The following is a 19,795-nucleotide window of genomic DNA, read 5'->3' as shown; positions in this document are numbered from 1 at the left end:
GAGCCGTCGCGCCGTCCTCGCCGCCGGGCGGGAACGGCCGTCGCCGGCGCGGCGGCCGGGCTGACCTGGGCCTCGCGCCCGGCGGCCGCGACGGGTGGGGCGCCGACGGCCGCGGCCCCGGCCGACGGGGTCGTCCCGTTCCGCGGGGCACGCCAGGCGGGCATCACGACACCCGCCCAGGACCGGCTGCACTTCGTCGCGCTCGACGTCGTCACCGACGACCCGCGCGAGCTGCGCGACCTGCTCACGGCGTGGACCCGTGCGGCCGAGCGGATGACGGCCGGCGCCGAGGCGGCGCCGGGCGGCGTCGTCGGCGGCGGGCCGTACGGGGTGCCGCAGGACACCGGCGAGGCGTTCGACCTCGCCGCCGCGAACCTCACCGTGACCATCGGCTACGGCCCCGGCCTGTTCGACGGGCGCTTCGGGCTCGCCGACCGCCGGCCCGAGGCGCTGCGCGAGCTGCCGGCCTTCGCCGGGGACGACCTCGACCCGGCCCGCTCCGGCGGCGACCTGTGCATCCAGGCCTGCGCCGACGACCCGCAGGTCGCGGTCCACGCCGTCCGCAACCTCGTCCGGATGGGCTTCGGGGTGGTCGCGGTGCGCTGGAGCCAGCTCGGGTTCGGGCGCACCTCGTCGACGTCGACGGCGCAGGTGACGCCGCGCAACATGTTCGGCTTCAAGGACGGCACGGCCAACCTCAAGGCCGAGGACCCCGTCGCCCTCGACGAGCACGTCTGGGTCGACCCGGCCGAGGCCACCGGTGGCGCGGCGTGGCTGGCCGGGGGTTCGTACCTCGTCGCCCGGCGGATCCGGATGCACATCGAGGTCTGGGACCGCAGCACCCTGCAGGACCAGCAGGACACCATCGGGCGCGACAAGAAGGTCGGTGCCCCGCTCGGTCGGCGTGACGAGTTCGACGAGCCCGACTTCGCGGCGCTCGGTGCGGACGGCGCGCCCCGCATCCCGGTCGACTCGCACGTCGCGCTCGCGCACCACTCGAACCTGCAGGGCGTGCGCATCCTGCGCCGGGGCTACAACTTCACCGACGGCTCCGACGGCCAGGGCCACCTCGACGCCGGCCTGTTCTTCATCGCCTTCGTGCGGGACCCGTTCCGGCAGTTCGTCCCCATGCAGCAGGCGCTGGCCCGGGCCGACCGGCTGAACGAGTACATCGAGCACACCGGCTCGGCGCTCTTCGCCTGCCCGCCGGGACTGCGCGACGGGCAGGACTGGGGCGCCCAGCTCTTCGGCTGACCTCGCCGCCACGCACATTCGTCCGCCCGGAGGCTGGCGCCGGCCCGCGCCGCGCGACAGGGTGGACCCATGACCGCGCCCACCACCGTCGTCCTCTTCGGCGCCACCGGCGACCTCGCCCAGCGCAAGCTCATCCCCGGCCTGCTGCACCTCTTCCTCTCACGGCTGCTCGACGACCTGCGCGTCGTCGGCACCTCGCTCGACGAGATGACGCCGGACGAGTTCCGCGACTTCGCGCTCACCGCCGTCCGCGAGCACAGCACCCGCGACACCTCCGAGGACGAGTGGAAGGAGTTCGCCCAGCGGCTCGACTACGTGCCGCTCAAGGCCGGGCCCCACGCACTCGAGGAGGCGGTCCACCGCGCCGAGGACCAGCTGCCGGGCGAGGTCGAGCTGCGGCTGCACTACCTCGCCGTCCCGCCGAAGGCGGCGCTCGCGGCCGTCCAGACCATCGCCGACGCCCGCCTCGTCGAGCGCAGCCGCGTCGTCATGGAGAAGCCGTTCGGCCACGACCACGCCACGGCCGTCGCCCTCAACGCCCAGCTGCACGAGGTCTTCGACGAGGACCAGATCTTCCGGATCGACCACTTCCTCGGCAAGGAGCCGGCGCAGAACATCCTCGCGTTCCGCTTCGCCAACGGTCTCTTCGAACCGATCTGGCACCGCAACAACATCTCGCACATCCAGATCGACGTCCCGAGACCCTCGGCCTCAGCCAGCGTGCCGACTTCTACGAGGCGACCGGTGCCTACCGCGACATGGTCGTCACGCACCTGTTCCAGATCCTCGCGTTCACCGCGATGGAGCCGCCGACGGCGCTGGAGCCGGCGGCCATCAGCCGCGAGAAGAACAAGGTCTTCCGCTCGATGCAGCCGATCCAGCCGAGCGACGTGGTGCGCGGCCAGTACACCGGCTACCGCGACGAGCCGGGAGTGGCCGGGGACTCCGAGACCGAGACCTTCGTCGCGCTGAAGTGCTACGTCGACAACTGGCGCTGGGCGGGGGTGCCGTTCTACCTGCGGACCGGGAAGCGGATGGCCGAGGGCGCCCGGATCATCTCGATCGCCTTCAAGGAGCCGCCGCAGTCGATGTTCCCCAAGGGCTCGGGCGTCGGCGACCAGGGGCCGGACCACCTGACCTTCGACCTCGCCGACAAGTCGCGGATGTCGTTGTCGTTCTACGGGAAGCGGCCCGGGCCGGGCTTCCGGCTCGACAAGCTGTCGATGCAGTTCGCGATGCACGAGACCGACTGGGCCGGGTCCGTCCTCGAGGCCTACGAACGGCTCATCTACGACGCGGCGCGCGGCGACCGCACACTGTTCACGTCGGCCTCGGGCATCGAGCGGCTGTGGGAGATCAGCCAGCCGCTCATCGACAACCCGCCGGTCGTGCACCCGTACGCGCAGGGCACCTACGGCCCCAACCAGATCCACCAGCTCATCGCACCGTTCACCTGGCGGCTGCCCTTCGAGCGGAAGTGGCGCGAGAAGAGGGTGTGACGCCGGGGCGGTCCGCTCGGCGGGTGAGCGAGGGCCGTCCCGCTCGGCGCGCCGGGCGCGCGGCGGGCTCGGCCGGGCAGAGGGGTGGTCCTCGTGGAATGCAGTCGCCGCGACCACGATCCCGGTCGGCGCGGGAGGAATCCCTGTCACGAGGGCACGGATACCTGTCGTCGTGGGAGGGATCCCGGTCGCCGGGGAGGAATACCGGTCGTTGCGGGAGGGATCCCGGTCGCCGTGGCAGGGATCCCTCCGCCGGCGACTGGTTCTGGGCACCACACACCATGCCCCGGACGGCACGACGGCTCGCCCGGCGCGCCAGCGCCTCAGGCCCCGCTGGACCGCCCGTTCTCGGTCCGCACGATGAGCACCCGCGGCTGCACCTCGACGGCCACGCGCGTCGCCTCGCCGACGATGTCGCCGTCGACCTGCACGCGCTGCGGCTCGTCGACCTCGACGTGCGCCGTCTGGCAGCGGTAGCGCGAGAGGGTCGCGGTCGTCCGGTCGCTCTTGGTGATGACCCGCGCCGCGACCGACGCCCACGCCGCCACGCCCCGCGGCGCCAGCACGATGACGTCGAGCGTCCCGTCGTCGGGCTCGGCGTCCGGCAGGAGGTCGATGCCGCCGGTGATCTTGCCGCAGTTGCCGATGACGACCATCCGCGCCCTCTGCGTCTCGGGCGGCCCGCCGTCGGTGGTCAGGGTGACCTTGAAGCGCTCGGTGAGCATGTGGCGCAGGCCGGCCGGGACGTAGGCGCCCCAGCCGATCTTCGACTTCAGCTGCTCGGAGGTCGAGTCCATGATCGCCGCGTCGAGCCCCAGCCCGGCCATGACGAAGAACGCGTGCCGCCGCTCGCCGGCCGTCGACCCCTCCCCGATGCCCTCCTCGAGCGCGAGGTCCTCGGGGTCGAGGGTCAGCCACGCGGCGTCAACGTGCCGGTTGCGCCCGGTGAGGGCGACGGTCATCGCCCGCTCGAGGTCGTCGACCGGCACCTCGAGGTTGCGCGCCAGGAGGTTGCCCGTCCCGCCGGGGAGCAGCCCGAGCGGGACGCCCGTGCCGACCATCTCCTGGGCCACCGCCCGCACCGTGCCGTCGCCGCCGAGCGCGCACACGAGGTCGACCCCGTCGGCGAGCGCCTCGCGCGTCTGGCCGAAGCCCACGTCGTGCTCGGTGGTCTCGAGGACGACCGGGTCGTCCCAGTCCTGCTCGGAGCAGACCTTGGCCAGCGAGGCGCGCACGGCCGGCAGGTCCTCGAACTTCGTGGGGTTGACGACGACGGCGACGCGCTTGCGTGCCGGGGGCTCGTCGGTGGCCTGCCGGAAGGAGTCCCGCGCCGGCCGCGCACCCCCCGCGTGCCGCCCCGACTCGCGTGAGGAGAGGACGAGGTAGGCACCGACGAGGGCGAACACCACCGCCACGCCGATGCCGATGAACGTCCACGTCTCGCCAGACACACAGGGGAAGGTACCTCAGGGTCCGACGGCGCGGCGCGCCGCCGTAGTCTGCGGCCATGACCCACCCCGCCGACGGCTCCCTCGAGCCGGACACCAAGGACTGGACCTGGGTCCTCGAGCGGCCCTGCCCCGACTGCGGCTTCGAGGCCTCGGCCGTGCGGCCTGAAGACGTCGGCCGCCTCGTCACCGAGGTCACCGACCCCTGGCCCGAGGTGCTCGCCCGCCCCGACGCCACCACCCGACCCGACCCCGGCACGTGGTCGCCGCTCGAGTACGGCTGCCACGTCCGCGACGTCTGCCGGCTCTTCGACGAGCGGCTCCGGCTCATGCTCACCGAGCACGACCCGACCTTCGCCAACTGGGACCAGGACGAGACGGCCGTCGCCGAGCGCTACGGCGAGCAGGACCCGCACGTCGTCGGGCGCGAGGTGCTCGAGGCCGCCGGGGTGCTGGCCGCCCGGTTCGCCGCGGTCGAGGTGTCGTGGTGGGAGCGCACGGCCACCCGCTCCGACGGCTCCCGGTTCACCGCCCTCACGCTGGGGAGGTACGGGCTGCACGACCTCGCCCACCACCTCCACGACGTCGGAGCCGCCCGCCCGTGAGTCCCGAGCTGGTCTACGTCCTGCTCGGCGGGGCGCTCCTGCTGGCCGCCGTGCTGCCCCAGCTGCTGCACCGGTGGGCGCTGTCGGCGCCCATCGTCCTCGTCTCCGTGGGGATGCTCGTCGGGCTGCTGCCGCTCGGCGAGGAGGCGGCCATCGACCCCGTCGAGCTGCGACCGGTCGTCGAGCACGTCACCGAGGTGACGGTGCTCGTGGCCCTCATGGGCGTCGGGCTGGCCCTCGACCGGCCGCTGCGCTGGCGGGTGTGGGCGTCGTGGCGGTCGTGGTCCCCGGCCTGGCGCCTCCTGGCCGTCGGGATGCCGCTCACCGTCGCCGGCACCGCCGTCCTGGCATGGGGCGTCCTCGGGGTCGCGCTACCCGCGGCGGTGCTCCTCGGCGCGGCCCTCGCCCCCACCGACCCGGTCCTCGCCTCCGACGTCCAGGTCGGCGGCCCGACCCTCGAGGGCGACGTCGACGAGATCGACGAGGAGGACGAGGTCCGCTTCGCGCTGACGAGCGAGGCGGGGCTCAACGACGGTCTGGCGTTCCCGGCCGTGACGCTCGGCATCCTGCTCGCCGGCGGGGAGCTCACCGGGTGGTCGGGATGGCTCGGCTGGTTCGGGTGGGACGTCGTCGGCAAGGTCGTGGTCGGTGTGCTCGCGGGCTGCCTCGTCGGCTGGGTGCTGGCCCGGCTGGCCTTCCGGTCGCCGGCCCGCTCGCTGCGCCTCGCCGAGGTGGGGGAGCCGCTGCTCGCCATCGCCGCCTTCCTCCTGGCCTACGGCGTCGCCGAGGTCGTGCACGGCTACGGCTTCCTCGCCGTGTTCGCCTGCGCGCTGACCGTGCGCTCCGTCGAACGGGACAGCGACTACCACCGGCACATGCACGACGTGATCCACCGCCTCGAGACGCTGCTGACCCTCGTCGTCCTGCTGGGTCTCGGCTTCGCCATCACGACCGGCCTGCTGGCCAACCTCGACTGGCGCGGGGTCCTCGTCGGGGTCGCGCTGGTCCTCGTCGTGCGGCCGGTCGCGGGGTACCTGTCGTTCGTCGGGTACCGGTGCAGCGCCGAACACGGGCGCCTCGACGCGGGAGAGCGGGTGGCCGTGGCCTTCTTCGGGGTGCGCGGGGTCGGCACGCTGTTCTACGTCGCCTACGCCACCGGTGCGGCCTCGTTCCCCGAGGAGCGCTGGCTCTGGTCGACCGTCGGGTTCACGATCGCCCTGTCCGTGCTCGTCCACGGCGTCCTCGCCACCCCGGTGATGCGGCGGCTCGACCGCCGGCGCGACGAGCACGGCGGAGCCACCGCCGAGGCCGCCCGTGCCTGAGGTCGCCCCTCCGACCGTCCTCGCGGTGCAGAACGACCCGGACTCCGGGCCGGCCCGCTTCGCCGGGTGGTTCGCCGACGAGGGGGTGCGCCTCGTCGTGGTCGATGGTGACGACGTGCCGGAGTCGCCGCGCGGGTACGACGGGGTGCTGCTGCTCGGCGGGGGCTGATGCCCGACGAGGACCACCGGGCGCCGTGGTTGCCGCGGGAGCGGGCGCTCGCGGCGGCGTGCGTCGACGGCGGGGTGCCCCTGCTCGGCCTCTGCCTCGGCGGGCAGCTGCTGGCCCACGTGCGCGGCGGGACGGTCGTCGCGTCGTCCGGGCGGCCGGAGCACGGCTCGGTGCCCATCCACCGGCTGCCGGCGTCCGACGACGACCCGCTGCTCGGGGCGTTGCCCACCACGTTCCCCGCCGTCGAGCACCACCGCGACGAGGTCACCGTCCTGCCACCGGGCGCCGTGCACCTCGCGACGTCGGCGACCTGCCCGCACCAGGCCTTTCGGGTCGGGGAGTGCGCGTGGGGGCTCCAGTTCCACCCGGAGGCCGCGGCGGACCGGCTGGCCCGCTGGGACCCCGACCGGCTGGCCGCCGAGGGCTTCGACCTCACCGCGCTGCGCAAGGCCGCCGAGGCCGTCGAGCCGGCATCCGAGGCCGCGGCCCGGTCCCTGCTGCGCGCCTTCGTCGCCGCGGTCCGCGCCCGCCGGACCCTCCCGGCGCGTGGACGGCCGTCGCACCGGGTATGACGGGGGCATGGCGGACACGGCGATCTTCGACGTCGACGGCACCCTCGTCGACACCAACTACCAGCACGCCCTCGCGTGGTTCCGGGCCCTGCGCCGGTTCGACATCACCCGACCGGTGTGGCGCCTCCACCGGGGCATCGGGATGGGCGGCGACCAGTTCGTGGCCGCGGTCTGCGGCCGGGAGGTCGAGGAGGCCCACGGCGACGACCTGCGGGCGGCGTGGTCGGAGGAGTTCGACGAGCTGATCGGCGAGGTCCGGCCCTTCGAGGGAGCGCACGAGCTCCTCGTCGAGGTGAAGGAGCGTGGCTTCCGGCTCGTCCTCGCCAGCTCGGGCAAGCGCGAGCACGTCGAGACCTTCCTCGACCTCGTCGACGGGAAGTCCCTCGCCGACGCCTGGACCACCTCGGACGACGTGGAGCACAGCAAGCCCGAGCCCGACATCGTCTCGACGGCGGTGGCCAAGGTCGAGGGGGCCAGCGGGATCATGGTGGGTGACTCGGTGTACGACGCGCAGGCCGCGGCCCGGCTCGGCATCCCCACCCTCGGCGTGCGCACGGGCGGCTTCTCGGTCGGTGAGCTGCAGGAGGCCGGCGTGCTGCAGGTGTTCGACTCGCTCGTGGCCTTCCGGTCCGCCCTCGACGGCACGCCGCTGGCCCGCGCGAGCCGCTGAGGTCGGTGCCGCCGTCCCCCGCGGAACAGGGATGCGCGAGGGCGCCCGGGTGCCGGACACTGGCGGCGTGCCGTCCCTCTCGAGCGTCCTCGCCTTCGCGCTGGCCTCTGTCGTCATCGTCGCGATCCCCGGGCCGTCCGTGCTGTTCACCATCGGCCGGGCGCTCTCGGCCGGTCGGCGGGCCGCGCTGCTCACGGTGCTCGGCAACGCCGGCGGCATCCTCACCCAGATCGTCGCGATCGCCGTCGGGCTCGGGCCGCTCGTCGCCTCGAGTGCCGCGGTGTACACCGCGCTCAAGCTGCTCGGTGCGGGCTACCTCGTCTGGCTCGGGGTGCAGTCCATCCGGCACCGCAAGGACTTCGCCGAGTCGCTCGCCCACGGGCTGCCCGCGGCCCCGGCCTCGCACGCGGTGCGCGCCGGCTACGTCGTCGGGGTGACGAACCCGAAGTCGCTCGTCTTCTTCATGGCCCTGCTGCCGCAGTTCGTCGACACCTCGCGACCGGTCGCGGCCCAGCTGCTCGTGCTCGGCGCGGTCTTCGCCGTCGTCGCCCTCGCGATGGACGGGTCGGTCGCACTCGCGGCGGCGCGCTTCCGGGAGTGGTTCGCCTCCTCGCCCCGCCGGATGGAGCGGGTCGGCGGCACCGGCGGGCTGATGATGGTCGGCCTCGGCGCCGGCCTGCTCGTCACCGGCCGCCCCGACTGACCGGCCGGGAATGCGCGCGAGACCGGCAGGGGCGCGTCGATAGACTCCCCGCGTGATCGACATCAGGCTGCTCCGGGAGGACCCCGACACGGTGCGCGCCAGCCAGCGCGCCCGCGGTGAGGACGACGGGGTCGTCGACGCCGTGCTCGCCGCCGACGAGCGCCGCCGTTCCTCCCTCACCGCCTTCGAGCGGCTGCGGGCCGAGCAGAAGTCGATGGGCAAGGAGGTCGCCAAGGCCCAGGGCGACGAGAAGCAGGCCCTCCTCGCTCGCACCAAGGAGGTTGCGGCAGAAGTCAAGTCGCTCTCGGCCACCGCCGACGAGGCGCAGGTCGAGCTCGACACCCTGATGCGCACCATCGGCAACGTCGTCGAGCCCGAGGTGCCGGCCGGTGGCGAGGACGACTACGTCGTGCTCGAGGAGGTCGGCACGCCCCGCGACTTCGCCGCCGAGGGGTTCGAGCCGAAGGACCACCTGGCGCTGATGGAGGGCCTCGACGCCGTCGACATGGAGCGCGGCGCCAAGGTCTCGGGCTCGCGGTTCTACTTCCTCAAGGGCGTCGGGGCGCGCCTCGAGATGGCCCTGCTCGGGTACGCGATGCAGCGCGCCATCGCCCTCGACTTCGTCCCGCTCATCACGCCCACGCTCGTCAAGCCCGAGGTGATGGCCGGCGCCGGCTTCCTCGACCACCACGCCGACGAGGTCTACCGGCTCGAGGCCGACGACCTCTACCTCACCGGCACCTCGGAGGTCGCGCTCGCCGGGTTCCACGCCGACGAGGTCGTCGACCTGTCGGCCGGCCCGGTCCGCTACGCCGGCCAGTCGACCTGCTACCGCCGCGAGGCCGGGTCGTACGGCAAGGACACCCGCGGCATCATCCGCGTGCACCAGTTCAACAAGATCGAGATGTTCGTCTACTGCCGCCCCGAGGACGCGCAGGCCGAGCACGAGCGCCTGCTGGCCTTCGAGAAGGAGATGCTCGCCGCCGTCGAGGTGCCCTACCGGGTCATCGACACCGCGGCCGGCGACCTCGGCGGCCCGGCGGCGCGCAAGTACGACTGCGAGGGCTGGGTGCCCTCGCAGGGCAGGCACCGCGAGCTGACCTCGACCTCGAACTGCACGACCTTCCAGGCGCGACGGCTGAACACCCGCTTCAAGGGGAGGCCGGCAACGAGGTCGCCGCCACCCTCAACGGCACGCTGGCCACGACGCGCTGGCTCGTCGCCATCCTCGAGAACCACCAGCAGGCCGACGGCTCGGTGCGCGTTCCCGAGGCCCTGCGCCCGCTCGTCGGCCTCGAGGTCCTGACGCCCGTCCGCTGACCGAGCGGACGAGCCGCCTCCCTCCCGTCGAGCCCCCTGCAGCAGGCTCGACCTCGGGAAGCGGGCTCAGTCGACGGGCAGGCCCGCGGCGGCGAAGGCCCTGCGGGCGATGTCGCGCAGCACCTCCTGCTTGCGCGCGTTGTACTGCATCGCGTGCTCCCCGGCGCCGACCGCGGCGTCGGACGCCGCGCGCTTGACCGCGGCGTAGCGGTCGCGGTCGTCGTCGTGCGTGCGCAGCCAGTCGCGGAAGACCCGGTCGCGCCACGGACCGGCGCCGTCCGGCCCGAACACGTGGAGGTTGGCCGCCGGGTCGTTATGCCGGAGCAGGCGGTGGCCGTCCCACCACGGCTCCCGGACCCACAGGACGAAGCCGGCTGCCTCGAGCGCGGGGACGTAGCCGGCCTCGTCGTCGGGGTCCGCGACGACGAGGTCGAGGTCGATGACCGGCTTGGCCGCCAGGCCCGGGACCGACGTCGAGCCGATGTGGTCGAGCTGCAGCACGCGGGGTCCGAGAGCGCCGCGGACGCGCGCGTCGAGCCGTTCGGACCAGGTCGACCACGCGGGGTCCGGGTCGACGACGGCGACCATCGGCGACGGCCCGCCGGCGAGCCACGGAGAGGCCCCGGGGGTGGGGTGTCGTCGGGGAAGGAGGCGATCTGCTCGGCGGTGGCCACGGCGTCACGCTAGCGACCGGCACCCGAATCCGGGCCCGAGCCACCGCTCGGGCGCGGGACGGAGGCGCCCTCCGCCTCGCGGGGGAGGCCGCCCGCGCCCGCACCGACCTAGGCTGGTCCCCATGACCTCCGCCGCGCGCCCCGCGTCCCCGGCGCCCTCGCCGGCGCGTCCGACGCCGCGTCCGGCCGCCCGCCTCGTGCGGTGGTTCGGCGTCGAGGACCCGTGGGAGCGCCCGCGCCCGCCGGTCGGCCGGGCCGACGTCGCGTGGGCCGTGGGCATCGCGCTCTTCGGCCTCGTCGCCCTCGAGCTGGTCCGCAGCGTCGGGGTGCTGCGCGAGACCGACGCGCCGTGGTGGGTGCAGTGGGTCGCCGTGCTCACCGGCTCCGCCCTGCTCGTCGGCCGGCGACGCTGGCCGGTCACCGTCGCGGCGCTGGCCGCGGTGCACATGGTCGTCGTGGGCGTGACGATGCCGATGGTCATGGGCCAGTTCACGATGCAGGTCGTCTACTTCGTCGCGCTGATGTCCGGGGTGGCCTGGGCCCGCGACCGCCGCTGGATGCTCGTCGTCGTCGGGGTCATCGTCGTCGTGATGTTCGCCTGGATCGCCCTGCAGTTCGCCGTGGGCAACGCCGCCCAGGACTACGTCGACGGCACCTCGGCGAGCGACCGCTACGGGCCGCTGCCCCCCATCCCCGCCGCCGTGCTGCTCACCCTCGTCATCAACGTCGTGTACTTCGGCGGCGCCGTCGTCATCGGCCAGCTGCAGTGGCGCTCGGCCCGCGACCGCGCCCTCCTCGAGCGGCAGGCAGCCACCATCACGAGCCAGACCGAGGAGCTGCGCACCCGCGCCGTCACCGAGGAGCGGCTGCGCATCGCCCGCGAGCTGCACGACGTCGTCGCCCACCACGTGTCCGTCATCGGCATCCAGGCCGCGGCCGCCCGCCGCGTCATGGACCGCGACCCCGAGGGCTCGCGGGCGGCACTGGCCGGCATCGAGGGCTCCTCGCGCGAGGCGGTGGCCTCGATGCGCGGGCTGCTCGGCACCCTGCGCGACGTCGAGCGCCCGGGGTCCACCGACGACGGCACGCGCTCCCCCAGCCGGGGCTCGCCGAGCTGCCGGCGCTCGTGGAGGCCTGTGCCACACCGGGTCGCCGCGTCGCCTACGACCTCGTCGAGGCCCGACCGGGCGCCGCCCAGCGGCTCGGAGCGCCGCTCGCGCACTCCATCCACCGCACCGTGCAGGAGGCGCTGACCAACGTCGAGAAGCACTCGACGGCCACGCGCGTCTCGGTCGTCGTGCGGCTCGACGACGTCGCCGGGTTCGCCGAGGTCGAGGTGGTCGACGACGGCCGTCCGCGCCCCGGCAGCTCGGGCAGCGGGCTCGGCCAGCTGGGCATCCGCGAGCGGGCGGCCTCGCACCGAGGGACCGTCGAGCTCGGGCCCCGCCCCACCGGCGGCTACCGCGTGCGGGCCCGCTACCCGTGGCGCGAGGCCGCAGTCGACGTGCCCGACTCCCCGCTGGGCCTGCCCCCGGAGGCCTCCGGGACCACCGCCGGGACCGCGGCGGACGCCCCGACCGACGCGGCCACCGGAGTCACCAGGTGACCGAGAACGCCTCTGCCGCAGCCACGCCGCTGCGCGTGCTGCTCGTCGACGACCACGCGATGGTGCGCTCCGGCTTCCGGATGATGCTCTCCGTCGAGGAGGACCTCGAGGTCGTCGGCGAGGCCGCCAACGGTGCCGAGGCGGTCGTCGTGGCCCGCGACGTACGCCCCGACGTCGTCCTCATGGACGTGCAGATGCCGGTGCTCGACGGCATCGAGGCCACCCGACGCCTCGTGGCCGAGGACCTCGGCCGCGTCGTCATCCTCACGACCTTCGACCGCGACGACTACCTCTTCGACGCCCTCGACGCCGGCGCCAGCGGCTTCCTCCTGAAGAACGCCGAACCCGAGCAGCTCGTCGAGGCGGTGCGTGTCGTCGGCACCGGCTCGGGCATCCTCGCCCCGGAGGTGACCCGGCGGGTCATCGAGCGGATGACGGGGGAGCGGCCGGCACCGCCGCGCCCCGCACCGCCCGGGCTCGAGCGGCTCACCGACCGGGAGCGGGAGGTCCTCGTCCTCGTCGGGCGCGGCCTGTCCAACGGCGAGGTCGCCCGCGAGCTCTTCCTCGGCGAGGCGACCGTGAAGACCCACGTCTCGAGCTGCCTCGCCAAGCTGCACCTGCGCGACCGGGTGCAGGCCGTCGTCCTCGCGCACCAGGCCGGACTCATCACCCCGGCGGAGGACTGACTCAGCCCGTCGGGGGATCACGCGGTGCGGGCCCGCCCGTAGCGTCGGGGTCATGTTGGAGATCACGGACCTCACCCGGCGCTTCGGCGACGTCACCGCCGTCGACGGCGTCTCGTTCGACGTGCGCGGCGGACTGCTCACCGGCTTCGTCGGCGGCAACGGAGCAGGCAAGACGACGACGATGCGGATGGTCATGGGGGTGCTCGGCATCGACGGCGGTGCGGTGCACTGGAACGGCCGCCCCGTCACGCCCCGCGACCAGCGCGGCTTCGGGTACATGCCCGAGGAACGCGGCCTCTACCCGAAGCAGCGGGTCATCGACCAGCTCGTCTACCTGGCCCAGCTCAAGGGGATGACCGCCGCCGCGGCCCGGGCCGCCGCCGAGGAGCACCTCGAGCGCTTCGGCCTCGCCGAGCGGGCCACCGCGCGCCTCCAGGAGCTCAGCCTCGGCAACCAGCAGCGGGTGCAGGTCGTCGCCGCGCTGCTGCACCGGCCGAGTGCGCTGGTGCTCGACGAGCCCTTCTCCGGCCTCGACCCCACCGCCGTCGACTCGATGGCCGACCTGCTGCGCGAGCACGCGAGCACCGGTGTGCCCGTGCTGTTCTCGAGCCACCAGCTCGACCTCGTCGAGAAGCTCTGCGACCGGCTCGTCATCCTGTCGCGCGGCAGGGTCGTGGCGGTGGGCGACGCCGACGAGCTGCGCTCCCGGGGGCCGGTGCGCTTCCGGGTGACCCTCGACCGCGACGCCGGCTGGGTCCGCGAGGTCCGCGGCATCCACGTCGTCGACGTCGACGGCCCGAGCGCCCTCGTCGAGGTGCTCGAGGAGGGCGCCGAGCAGGCCGTCCTGCGCGAGGCCGCCGAGCGCGGCACCGTGCGCGAGTTCACCCCCGTCCGACCCGCCCTGGCCGACATCTACCGAGAGGTGGCCGCCTGATGACCACGACGCTCCGGACCCCGCCGACCCCGTCCAGCCCGTCCAGCCCGTCCACCGACGCCGAGGCCCCGGGTCGCACCGGGACCCGGTCGGCGTGGGCCCTGGTCGCCCGCCGCGAGGTCGTCGTCAAGCTGACCGACCGCTCGTTCGTCATCGGCACGGTCGTCACCCTCGTCCTCATCGCCGGCTTCATGGGCTGGCAGGCCTGGGACTCGGGGCGGACCTCCACGTACACCGTCGCCGCGACCGCGAGCGACCGCCCGATGGCCGACCGGCTGGCGAAGGACGCGCGAGGCGTCGACGACACGGTGGCCGTCGAGGTCGACGACGTCGCCGACGCCGGTGCGGCGCGGGCCCTGCTGACCGAGGGCGACGCCGACGCCTGGCTGCACCGTGACGGCGGCACGTGGGTGCTGACGACGGACAGCAAGGAGGAGAGCTCGCTGACCCGGGTGACGCAGGAGGTGGTGCGCCAGGCCGCGCTCGAGCAGCAGGCGTCCGACCTCGGGACGACGGCCGAGCAGCTGCAGGCGGGGTCGACGGTGCGCACGAGCCTGCTCACGGGCGACGCGGAGAAGGCCGGCCTCGCCTCCGGGGTGGCCTTCGCCTTCGCCTTCCTCTTCTACATCGCGACGCTGACCTTCGGGATCACGCTGGCCAACAGCGTCGTCGAGGAGAAGCAGTCGCGCATCGTCGAGATCATCGCGACCTCGATCCCGGTGCGGCAGCTGCTCGTCGGCAAGATCGTCGGCAACAGCGCGCTGGCCATCGCCCAGATGGTCCTCTACGCCGGGGTCGGGATGGTCGGGCTGTCGCTGACGCCCTACTCGTCGTACGTGACGGCGGTCAGCGGCCCGGTCGTCTGGTTCCTCGTGTTCTTCGTCGCGGGGTTCGTCGCCCTCGCCGCCCTGTGGGCCGTCGCGGGTGCCCTCGCCTCGCGCACCGAGGAGGTGCAGAGCACGGCGACGCCGATGACGATGCTCGTCATGGCCGTCTTCTTCGGGTCGCTGTTCCTCGACGGGGCCGCCAAGGTCGTCCTGTCGTACGTGCCGCCCTTCTCGGCGGTGCTCATGCCGACCCGGCTGCTCGAGGGGACCGCGCAGTGGTGGGAGGCCGTCGTCGCGCTGGCCGTCCTGCTGGCGACCGCCGGTCTCGTCGTGCGGGTCGCAGAGCGGCTCTACCGACGCTCGCTGCTGCAGACCGGCGGCAAGCTGTCGATGCGGCAGGCCTGGTCCGCCCCCGAATAACCCTACGAGAGAGCAGAACACGCCGTGTGCGCCTCGGGCCATGCGGCGTGTTCTGTTCGCTCGACGGGGTCCTGGGCCGGGATGGGCAGGGGTGCCTTGACGGGCGCCGGGGAGGTGCTTATAAGGTGAGGCTTGCCTAAGTAAGTGCCACCTCACCCCCACGGAGCCCATCGTGCCGTCCCGACGCCGGCTGCTCGCCGCCGCCCCCCTCGCCGCCGCCCTCGTCCTCGCCGCCTGTTCGACGGGCCCGTCGGGCGGGACGTCGTCCTCGGCCGCCGGCGACAGCACGGCCGATGCCGCGGCCTTCCCGGTCACCATCACGCACGCCCACGGCTCGACGACGGTGACGAAGGCGCCGACCCGCGTCGCCACCGTCGGATGGGCCGACGCCGACACCCTCGCGGCCCTCGGCATCATGCCGGTCGGGGCGCCGAAGATCACCTGGGGCGGCAACGAGGCCGGGTCGACCGACTGGTTCGACACGCAGGTCGCGAAGCTCGGCACGGACGCGTCGGGGATGACCCGCTACGACGACTCGGCGGGCATCCCGTTCGACGACATCGCCGCGACGACGCCCGACCTCATCCTCGGCCTCAGCTCGGGCATCACCAAGGAGGACTACGACAAGCTGTCGAAGATCGCCCCGACCGTGGCCTGGACCGAGAAGGCGTGGGGCACACCCTGGCAGGAGCAGGTGGAGGCCATCGGGAAGGCGGTCGGCAAGCCCGCCGAGGCCCAGCAGCTGACGGCCGCCACCGAGAAGACCATCGCCGACGCGGTCGCCGCGAACCCAGAGATCAAGGGCAAGAGCGCCGCCTGGGCGTGGTTCACCCCCACGGACCTCTCGACGATCGGGCTCTACACGACGGCCGACCTGCGCCCGCAGATGCTGCGCGAGTTCGGGTTCGTCGACTCGCCCACCGTCGCCGAGCTGAGCGCCAAGGACCCGTCGGCGTTCTCGGCCAACCTCTCCGCCGAGAAGGCCTCGACCCTCGCCGCCGACGTCATCGTCTTCTACGCCGAGAAGGGCGCCGGCGCCGACCAGCTGCGCAAGAACGCGCTCATCGGGCAGGTCCCGGCGCTCAGGGACGGCCACTACGTCGCGAGCGCCGACAACGAGGTCGCCCTCTCGATGTCGCTGCCGAGCCCGCTCTCGGTGACGACGGCCGTCGAGGACTTCCTCCCGAAGCTCGTCTCCGCCGTCAAGGGCGAGCCCGCGGCGTGAGCACCACGGTCGCGCCGCCGACCCGACCCCAGGCCACCGGGCCCCGGGTCGGGTCGGCCCGCGTGACCCTGCCGTGGGCGCTGGCCGGAGCGGTGGCGACCGTCCTCGTGGCCGTCGTCGCCTCGCTCCTGCTCGGCGTCCAGCACCTCGCCCCGGGCGCCGTCCTCGACGCACTGACCGGCTCGGGCACCGACACCGGCACCGCCGCGATCGTCTCCGCGCGCATCGACCGCACGGTCATCGGGCTGGTCGTCGGCGCGGCCGTGGCCCTGTCGGGCGTCGTGCTGCAGGGCCTGAGCCGCAACCCGATCGCCGAGCCGGGCATCCTCGGGCTCAACTCCGGCGCGGCCCTGGCGGTCGTCCTCGGCATCCGCTTCCTCGGGCTCGACGGCGTCGGCGGGTACGTCGTGGCGGCCATCGTCGGCACCCTCGTCGTCGCCGTCCTCGTCCAGTCCCTGACCCTGATGGCCCCGCGGGCCAGCGCGCCGGTGTCGATGGCCCTTGCCGGCGCCGCCGTCATGGCGCTGGCGCAGAGCCTCATCGGTGCGGTGCTCGTCACCGACCGGGGCTCGCTCGACAGCTTCCGCTTCTGGCAGGTCGGCTCGGTCGCCGGGCGTGACGCCGGGCAGGTGCTCGACGTCCTGCCGGTGCTGCTCGTCGGGGCCGCCCTGGCCCTCACCGCGGGGCCCACCCTCAACGCCGTCGCCCTCGGTGACGACCTCGCCCGCGGCCTGGGCAGAACGTCGTCCTCCACCGGGGGCTGGCCGCCGCGGGCGCGGTCCTCCTCGCCGCCACCGCCACGGCGCTCGCCGGGCCGATCGCGTTCGTCGGGCTCGTCGTGCCGCACGTCGTCCGCGTCCTCGTCGGCGTCGACCACCGGCGCGTCCTGCTCGTGTCCGCGCTGCTCGGGCCGGCCTTCGTCGTCCTCGCCGACGTGCTCGGCCGGCTCGTCGCGCCCCCGTCGGAGGTGCAGGTCGGCATCGTCTGCGCGGTCGTCGGCGCCCCCGTGCTCGTGCTCGTCGTCCGTCGGGTCAGGGGGGTCTGATGTCCGTCGCCGCACCACCCCGCACCCCCACGGAGCGGGACACCCCGACGGTCGACGCCCTGACCCGGGCCCGGCGTGGGCCCCGCCGCCGTCGGGCCGTGGTCGTCGCCGTGCTCGTGCTGCTGGTCGTCGCGCTCGTGCTCGTGCGGGCGCTCCTCGGGGACTACCGGGTCTCGTTCGTCGACGCCGTCCGCATCATCGGCGGAGAGCCGGTGCCGGGCGCGAGCTTCGTCCTCATGGAGTCGACCCTGCCGCGGGCCCTCGTCGCCGTCCTCGCCGGCGCGGCGTTCGGGGCCGCCGGTGCCGCCTTCCAGGTGATGCTGCGCAACCCGCTCGCCAGCCCCGACGTCCTCGGCATCACCCTGGGCGCGAGCGCGGCCGCGGTGCTGGCGGTCGTCGCCTTCGGGGTGCGCGGCACGCCCGTCACCCTCGCCGCCCTCGCGGGGTCGGTGCTCGCGGCGCTCGTCATCCTCAGCCAGGCCGGAGGTCGCGGAGGGGCGACCGGCCGGATGGTGCTCGTCGGTGTGGCGCTCGCGGCCGGGCTCTCGGCGCTCGTGCACTGGCTCCTCGTCCGGGCCAGCATCTACCAGGCCCAGGACGCCCTCGTCTGGTTGAGCGGCAGCCTGAACACCGTCACCTGGACCGACATCGTGCGCCTCCTCGTGCTCGATGCGGTGCTCCTGCCGGCGGCCCTCGTGCTCGCCGGCCGGCTGCCGGTGCTCGGGCTCGGCGACGACCTCGCCGCCGCGCTCGGGGTGCGCGTCACCCGGCTGCGGGTCGGCGTCACCGTCGTCGTCGTGGCGCTCGTCGCCGCCGCCACGGCCGTCGTCGGACCGGTCGCGTTCGTCGGGTTCCTCAGTGGACCCATCGCCCGCCGCCTCGTGCCCGGCCGGCCGTCGGTCGGCGTCGCGGCGCTCGTGGGGGCGGTGGTGGTCGTGGGCGCCGACTACCTCGCCGCGTACGCGATCCCGGGCACCGCGCTGCCCGTCGGTCTGGTCACCGGCCTGCTCGGTGCCCCCGTCCTGCTCTGGATGCTCCGCTCCCGACCCACGACCCAGGAGGGCCGATGACCGTGACCGAGACGCCCGCGGCGACCGCACCGCTGACCACGCCGTACGCCGCCCCTCACGATGCGCCCGAGTCCGCGGCCGGCTCCCGGCTGCGCACCCGCGACCTCAGCCTCGGCTACGACGACCGCGTCGTCGTCGACGGCGTCACCCTCGAGGTGCCCACGGGCCGCACGACGGCCGTCGTCGGACCCAACGGCTGCGGCAAGTCGACCCTCCTGCGCGGCCTCGGCCGGCTGCTGCGGCCGCGCGGCGGGTCGGTGCTCCTCGACGGCGACGAGATCGGGAGCCTGCCCACCCGCGAGGTGGCCCGCCGGCTCGGCCTGCTGCCCCAGCAGCCCATCGTCCCGGAGGGTGTCAGCGTCCTCGAGCTCGTCGAGCGGGGGCGCCACCCGCACCACGGGCTCTTCCGCACCTGGAGCCGCACCGACGAGGAGGCGGTGGCCTCGGCGCTCGAGCGCACCGACCTCGTCCACCTCGCGCACGTGGGGGTCGACAGCCTGTCCGGCGGTCAGCGGCAACGGGTCTGGCTCGCGATGGTCCTCGCGCAGGCGACGCCGGTGCTGCTGCTCGACGAGCCGACCTCGTTCCTCGACGTCGCCCACCAGCTCGACGTCCTCGACCTCGTCCGGCGGATGTGCGACGACGACGGCACGACGGTCGTCATGGTGCTGCACGACCTCGCGATGGCCGCCCGCTACGCCGACCACCTCGTCGCGATGCGCGACGGCCGGGTCGTCGCGGAGGGCAGCCCGGCCGACGTCGTGACGCCCGCCGTCATCGAGGAGGTGTTCGGGGTGGCGGCCACCGTGCTCTCCGACCCCGAGACCGGCGCCCCCGTCGTCATCCCCCGCCGGAGGACGTCGTGACGGCGGCCCCGGTGCGCCCGGTGCGCCCGGTGCGCCCGGTCGACCTGCGCGCGGCCCTGCGCCCCGACCCGGCGACGGGCACCGCGCTCGTGCGCGCACGGACCCCGCAGTACGAGGCCACGGTCGTCGACGTCACCGACCTCGGCGGCGGCATGCGCCGGATCGCCTGCGAGGCAGCGGGGCTGCGCTCGTTCGTTCCCGTGGGACCGGACGAGTACGTCGGCCTGCTGATGCCTCCCGCCGGCCGTCCGCTCGTCATGCCCGACCCCGAGCCGGCGAACGTGCGGGCCGAGGTCGCGGCCCTCCCCGAGGCCGACCGACCCGCCCTGCGCTGGTACACGATCCGCGAGCACGACCCCGCGCGCGGTCGGGTCGACATCGACGTCGTCACGCACGGCGACAGCGGACCCGGGTCGGCCTGGGCCACGCGGGCCCGGCGCGGTGACCCGGTCGGCATCCGCACGAGCGGCGCCCTGTACCGAGGCTTCGAGGCCCGCGGCCGTCAGGTGCTCGTCGCCGACGAGACGGCCGTCCCCTCGGTCGCCGCCATCCTCGACGCCTGGGGCGGACCGGCCGACGCCGCCGACCACGGGGTCGAGGTGCACGTCGAGGTCGTCGACCCGGCCGTGCTCGACTCCTACGACCTCGGCGACGCCCGCGTCCACGTGCGCACCGGCCGGCCGGGGAGCGCCGTCGTCCCGGCGCTCGACCGCGCGCTGGCCGCCGCGACCGGACCGATCGCCTACGGCTGGGCCTGCGGTGAGGCCGATCTCGCGACCGGTGCCCGCCGCGTCCTCGTCCGGCACGGCGCCGACAAGCAGTCGGTGTTCTTCTGCGCCTACTGGAAGCTCGGCCGCCCGCGCCCGTGAGGCGTCCACCG

The 19,795-nt window shown here is 74.4% G+C and carries 19 protein-coding genes and 3 pseudogenes; 20 read left to right on the top strand and 2 right to left on the bottom strand.

Annotation, left to right across the window (positions count from 1 at the left end):
* Nucleotides 1-60 precede the first annotated feature (60 nt).
* The 3 genes and pseudogenes from efeB (at nucleotide 61) to G7075_RS23030 (ending at nucleotide 2,753) form a co-directional block, all read left to right on the top strand.
* Complete coding sequence (gene efeB, locus G7075_RS15755) at nucleotides 61-1,254, top strand: iron uptake transporter deferrochelatase/peroxidase subunit (RefSeq protein WP_166124418.1); 1,194 nt, start codon at nucleotides 61-63, stop codon at nucleotides 1,252-1,254.
* Between the two features lie 69 nt (nucleotides 1,255-1,323).
* A pseudogene (locus G7075_RS23035) lies at nucleotides 1,324-1,809 on the top strand (glucose-6-phosphate dehydrogenase); the annotation flags it as partial.
* A 203-nt stretch (nucleotides 1,810-2,012) separates the two neighbouring features.
* On the top strand, nucleotides 2,013-2,753 hold the full coding sequence (locus G7075_RS23030) for a hypothetical protein (protein WP_371814093.1): 741 nt from the start codon (nucleotides 2,013-2,015) through the stop codon (nucleotides 2,751-2,753).
* 323 nt (nucleotides 2,754-3,076) lie between these two features.
* Here G7075_RS23030 and G7075_RS15745 read toward each other — a convergent pair whose 3' ends face one another.
* Nucleotides 3,077-4,204, bottom strand: a complete 1,128-nt coding sequence (locus G7075_RS15745) for a diacylglycerol kinase family protein (protein WP_240917672.1) — start codon at nucleotides 4,202-4,204, stop codon at nucleotides 3,077-3,079.
* A gap of 56 nt (nucleotides 4,205-4,260) precedes the next feature.
* Between G7075_RS15745 and G7075_RS15740 the strand changes: the two genes are divergently transcribed.
* The 7 genes and pseudogenes from G7075_RS15740 (at nucleotide 4,261) to serS (ending at nucleotide 9,562) form a co-directional block, all read left to right on the top strand.
* Nucleotides 4,261-4,806 carry a DinB family protein gene (locus G7075_RS15740; RefSeq protein ID WP_166123242.1) on the top strand — a complete coding sequence of 182 codons (546 nt, stop codon included), beginning with the start codon at nucleotides 4,261-4,263 and terminating at the stop codon, nucleotides 4,804-4,806.
* Nucleotides 4,803-6,128, top strand: coding sequence for a cation:proton antiporter (locus tag G7075_RS15735; RefSeq protein ID WP_166123240.1), 1,326 nt, complete (start codon nucleotides 4,803-4,805; stop codon nucleotides 6,126-6,128). The genes G7075_RS15740 and G7075_RS15735 overlap by 4 nt, the downstream gene beginning before the upstream one ends.
* Nucleotides 6,121-6,297 carry a hypothetical protein gene (locus tag G7075_RS20385; protein ID WP_205860532.1) on the top strand — a complete coding sequence of 59 codons (177 nt, stop codon included), beginning with the start codon at nucleotides 6,121-6,123 and terminating at the stop codon, nucleotides 6,295-6,297. The genes G7075_RS15735 and G7075_RS20385 overlap by 8 nt, the downstream gene beginning before the upstream one ends.
* On the top strand, nucleotides 6,297-6,869 hold the full coding sequence (locus G7075_RS15730; protein WP_205860531.1) for a type 1 glutamine amidotransferase: 573 nt from the start codon (nucleotides 6,297-6,299) through the stop codon (nucleotides 6,867-6,869). Before G7075_RS20385 ends, G7075_RS15730 begins: the two co-directional genes overlap by 1 nt.
* A gap of 7 nt (nucleotides 6,870-6,876) precedes the next feature.
* A complete protein-coding gene (locus G7075_RS15725; protein WP_166123238.1) occupies nucleotides 6,877-7,539 on the top strand; it encodes an HAD family hydrolase in 663 nt (220 codons plus the stop codon).
* A 67-nt stretch (nucleotides 7,540-7,606) separates the two neighbouring features.
* Nucleotides 7,607-8,242: a LysE family translocator gene (locus tag G7075_RS15720; RefSeq protein ID WP_166123236.1), complete on the top strand. Its 636-nt coding sequence runs from the start codon at nucleotides 7,607-7,609 to the stop codon at nucleotides 8,240-8,242.
* 52 nt (nucleotides 8,243-8,294) lie between these two features.
* Nucleotides 8,295-9,562 (top strand): annotated as a pseudogene (serS, locus tag G7075_RS15715) (serine--tRNA ligase).
* A gap of 66 nt (nucleotides 9,563-9,628) precedes the next feature.
* On the opposite strand, the gene G7075_RS15710 reads toward serS, so the two are convergent.
* Nucleotides 9,629-10,150, bottom strand: a complete 522-nt coding sequence (locus tag G7075_RS15710; protein WP_166123232.1) for a GrpB family protein — start codon at nucleotides 10,148-10,150, stop codon at nucleotides 9,629-9,631.
* Nucleotides 10,151-10,358: 208 nt separating this feature from the next.
* On the opposite strand from G7075_RS15710, the gene G7075_RS15705 reads away from it, so the two are divergent.
* The 10 genes and pseudogenes from G7075_RS15705 to G7075_RS15665 all read left to right on the top strand — a co-directional run bounded on the left by G7075_RS15705 (nucleotide 10,359) and on the right by G7075_RS15665 (nucleotide 19,784).
* Nucleotides 10,359-11,489 carry a sensor histidine kinase gene (locus G7075_RS15705; protein WP_240917670.1) on the top strand — a complete coding sequence of 377 codons (1,131 nt, stop codon included), beginning with the start codon at nucleotides 10,359-10,361 and terminating at the stop codon, nucleotides 11,487-11,489.
* The gene (locus G7075_RS21520) at nucleotides 11,474-11,842 is read left to right on the top strand and encodes an ATP-binding protein (RefSeq protein WP_240917669.1); all 369 of its coding nucleotides are present in this window, start codon (nucleotides 11,474-11,476) and stop codon (nucleotides 11,840-11,842) included. Before G7075_RS15705 ends, G7075_RS21520 begins: the two co-directional genes overlap by 16 nt.
* On the top strand, nucleotides 11,839-12,528 hold the full coding sequence (locus G7075_RS15700; protein ID WP_256378036.1) for a response regulator transcription factor: 690 nt from the start codon (nucleotides 11,839-11,841) through the stop codon (nucleotides 12,526-12,528). The genes G7075_RS21520 and G7075_RS15700 overlap by 4 nt, the downstream gene beginning before the upstream one ends.
* Before the next feature lie 52 nt (nucleotides 12,529-12,580).
* Complete coding sequence (locus G7075_RS15695) at nucleotides 12,581-13,462, top strand: ABC transporter ATP-binding protein (protein WP_166123230.1); 882 nt, start codon at nucleotides 12,581-12,583, stop codon at nucleotides 13,460-13,462.
* Nucleotides 13,462-14,709 (top strand): ABC transporter permease, encoded by a 1,248-nt coding sequence (locus G7075_RS15690; protein ID WP_166123228.1) that lies wholly within the window; start codon nucleotides 13,462-13,464, stop codon nucleotides 14,707-14,709. Before G7075_RS15695 ends, G7075_RS15690 begins: the two co-directional genes overlap by 1 nt.
* Nucleotides 14,710-14,881: 172 nt before the next feature.
* On the top strand, nucleotides 14,882-15,934 hold the full coding sequence (locus tag G7075_RS15685; protein ID WP_166123226.1) for an iron-siderophore ABC transporter substrate-binding protein: 1,053 nt from the start codon (nucleotides 14,882-14,884) through the stop codon (nucleotides 15,932-15,934).
* Nucleotides 15,931-16,979 (top strand): annotated as a pseudogene (locus G7075_RS23025) (FecCD family ABC transporter permease). Before G7075_RS15685 ends, G7075_RS23025 begins: the two are co-directional and overlap by 4 nt.
* Nucleotides 16,979-18,049 (top strand): iron chelate uptake ABC transporter family permease subunit, encoded by a 1,071-nt coding sequence (locus G7075_RS15675; RefSeq protein ID WP_166123224.1) that lies wholly within the window; start codon nucleotides 16,979-16,981, stop codon nucleotides 18,047-18,049. Before G7075_RS23025 ends, G7075_RS15675 begins: the two are co-directional and overlap by 1 nt.
* On the top strand, nucleotides 18,046-18,915 hold the full coding sequence (locus G7075_RS15670; protein WP_166123222.1) for an ABC transporter ATP-binding protein: 870 nt from the start codon (nucleotides 18,046-18,048) through the stop codon (nucleotides 18,913-18,915). Before G7075_RS15675 ends, G7075_RS15670 begins: the two co-directional genes overlap by 4 nt.
* Complete coding sequence (locus tag G7075_RS15665) at nucleotides 18,912-19,784, top strand: siderophore-interacting protein (protein ID WP_166123220.1); 873 nt, start codon at nucleotides 18,912-18,914, stop codon at nucleotides 19,782-19,784. Before G7075_RS15670 ends, G7075_RS15665 begins: the two co-directional genes overlap by 4 nt.
* Nucleotides 19,785-19,795 lie beyond the last annotated feature (11 nt).

This window comes from Phycicoccus sp. HDW14, from assembly GCF_011383005.1.
In the GTDB taxonomy this organism is placed as follows: Bacteria; Actinomycetota; Actinomycetes; order Actinomycetales; family Dermatophilaceae; genus Phycicoccus.
Note: the sequence above shows the minus strand (reverse complement) of the source record. Positions and strands in the feature narration are given on the sequence as shown.

Bases quoted from the DNA above. Each gene is read 5' to 3' on its own strand.
- G7075_RS23030 (WP_371814093.1), top strand. From the start codon at position 2,013: ATGGTCGTCACGCACCTGTTCCAGATCCTCGCGTTCACCGCGATGGAG.
- G7075_RS15725 (WP_166123238.1), top strand. From the start codon at position 6,877: ATGGCGGACACGGCGATCTTCGACGTCGACGGCACCCTCGTCGACACC.
- G7075_RS15670 (WP_166123222.1), top strand. From the start codon at position 18,046: ATGACCGTGACCGAGACGCCCGCGGCGACCGCACCGCTGACCACGCCG.
- G7075_RS15695 (WP_166123230.1), top strand. From the start codon at position 12,581: ATGTTGGAGATCACGGACCTCACCCGGCGCTTCGGCGACGTCACCGCC.
- G7075_RS15705 (WP_240917670.1), top strand. From the start codon at position 10,359: ATGACCTCCGCCGCGCGCCCCGCGTCCCCGGCGCCCTCGCCGGCGCGT.
- G7075_RS15710 (WP_166123232.1), bottom strand. From the start codon at position 10,150: ATGGTCGCCGTCGTCGACCCGGACCCCGCGTGGTCGACCTGGTCCGAA.
- G7075_RS15730 (WP_205860531.1), top strand. From the start codon at position 6,297: ATGCCCGACGAGGACCACCGGGCGCCGTGGTTGCCGCGGGAGCGGGCG.
- G7075_RS15690 (WP_166123228.1), top strand. From the start codon at position 13,462: ATGACCACGACGCTCCGGACCCCGCCGACCCCGTCCAGCCCGTCCAGC.
- G7075_RS15740 (WP_166123242.1), top strand. From the start codon at position 4,261: ATGACCCACCCCGCCGACGGCTCCCTCGAGCCGGACACCAAGGACTGG.
- G7075_RS15675 (WP_166123224.1), top strand. From the start codon at position 16,979: ATGTCCGTCGCCGCACCACCCCGCACCCCCACGGAGCGGGACACCCCG.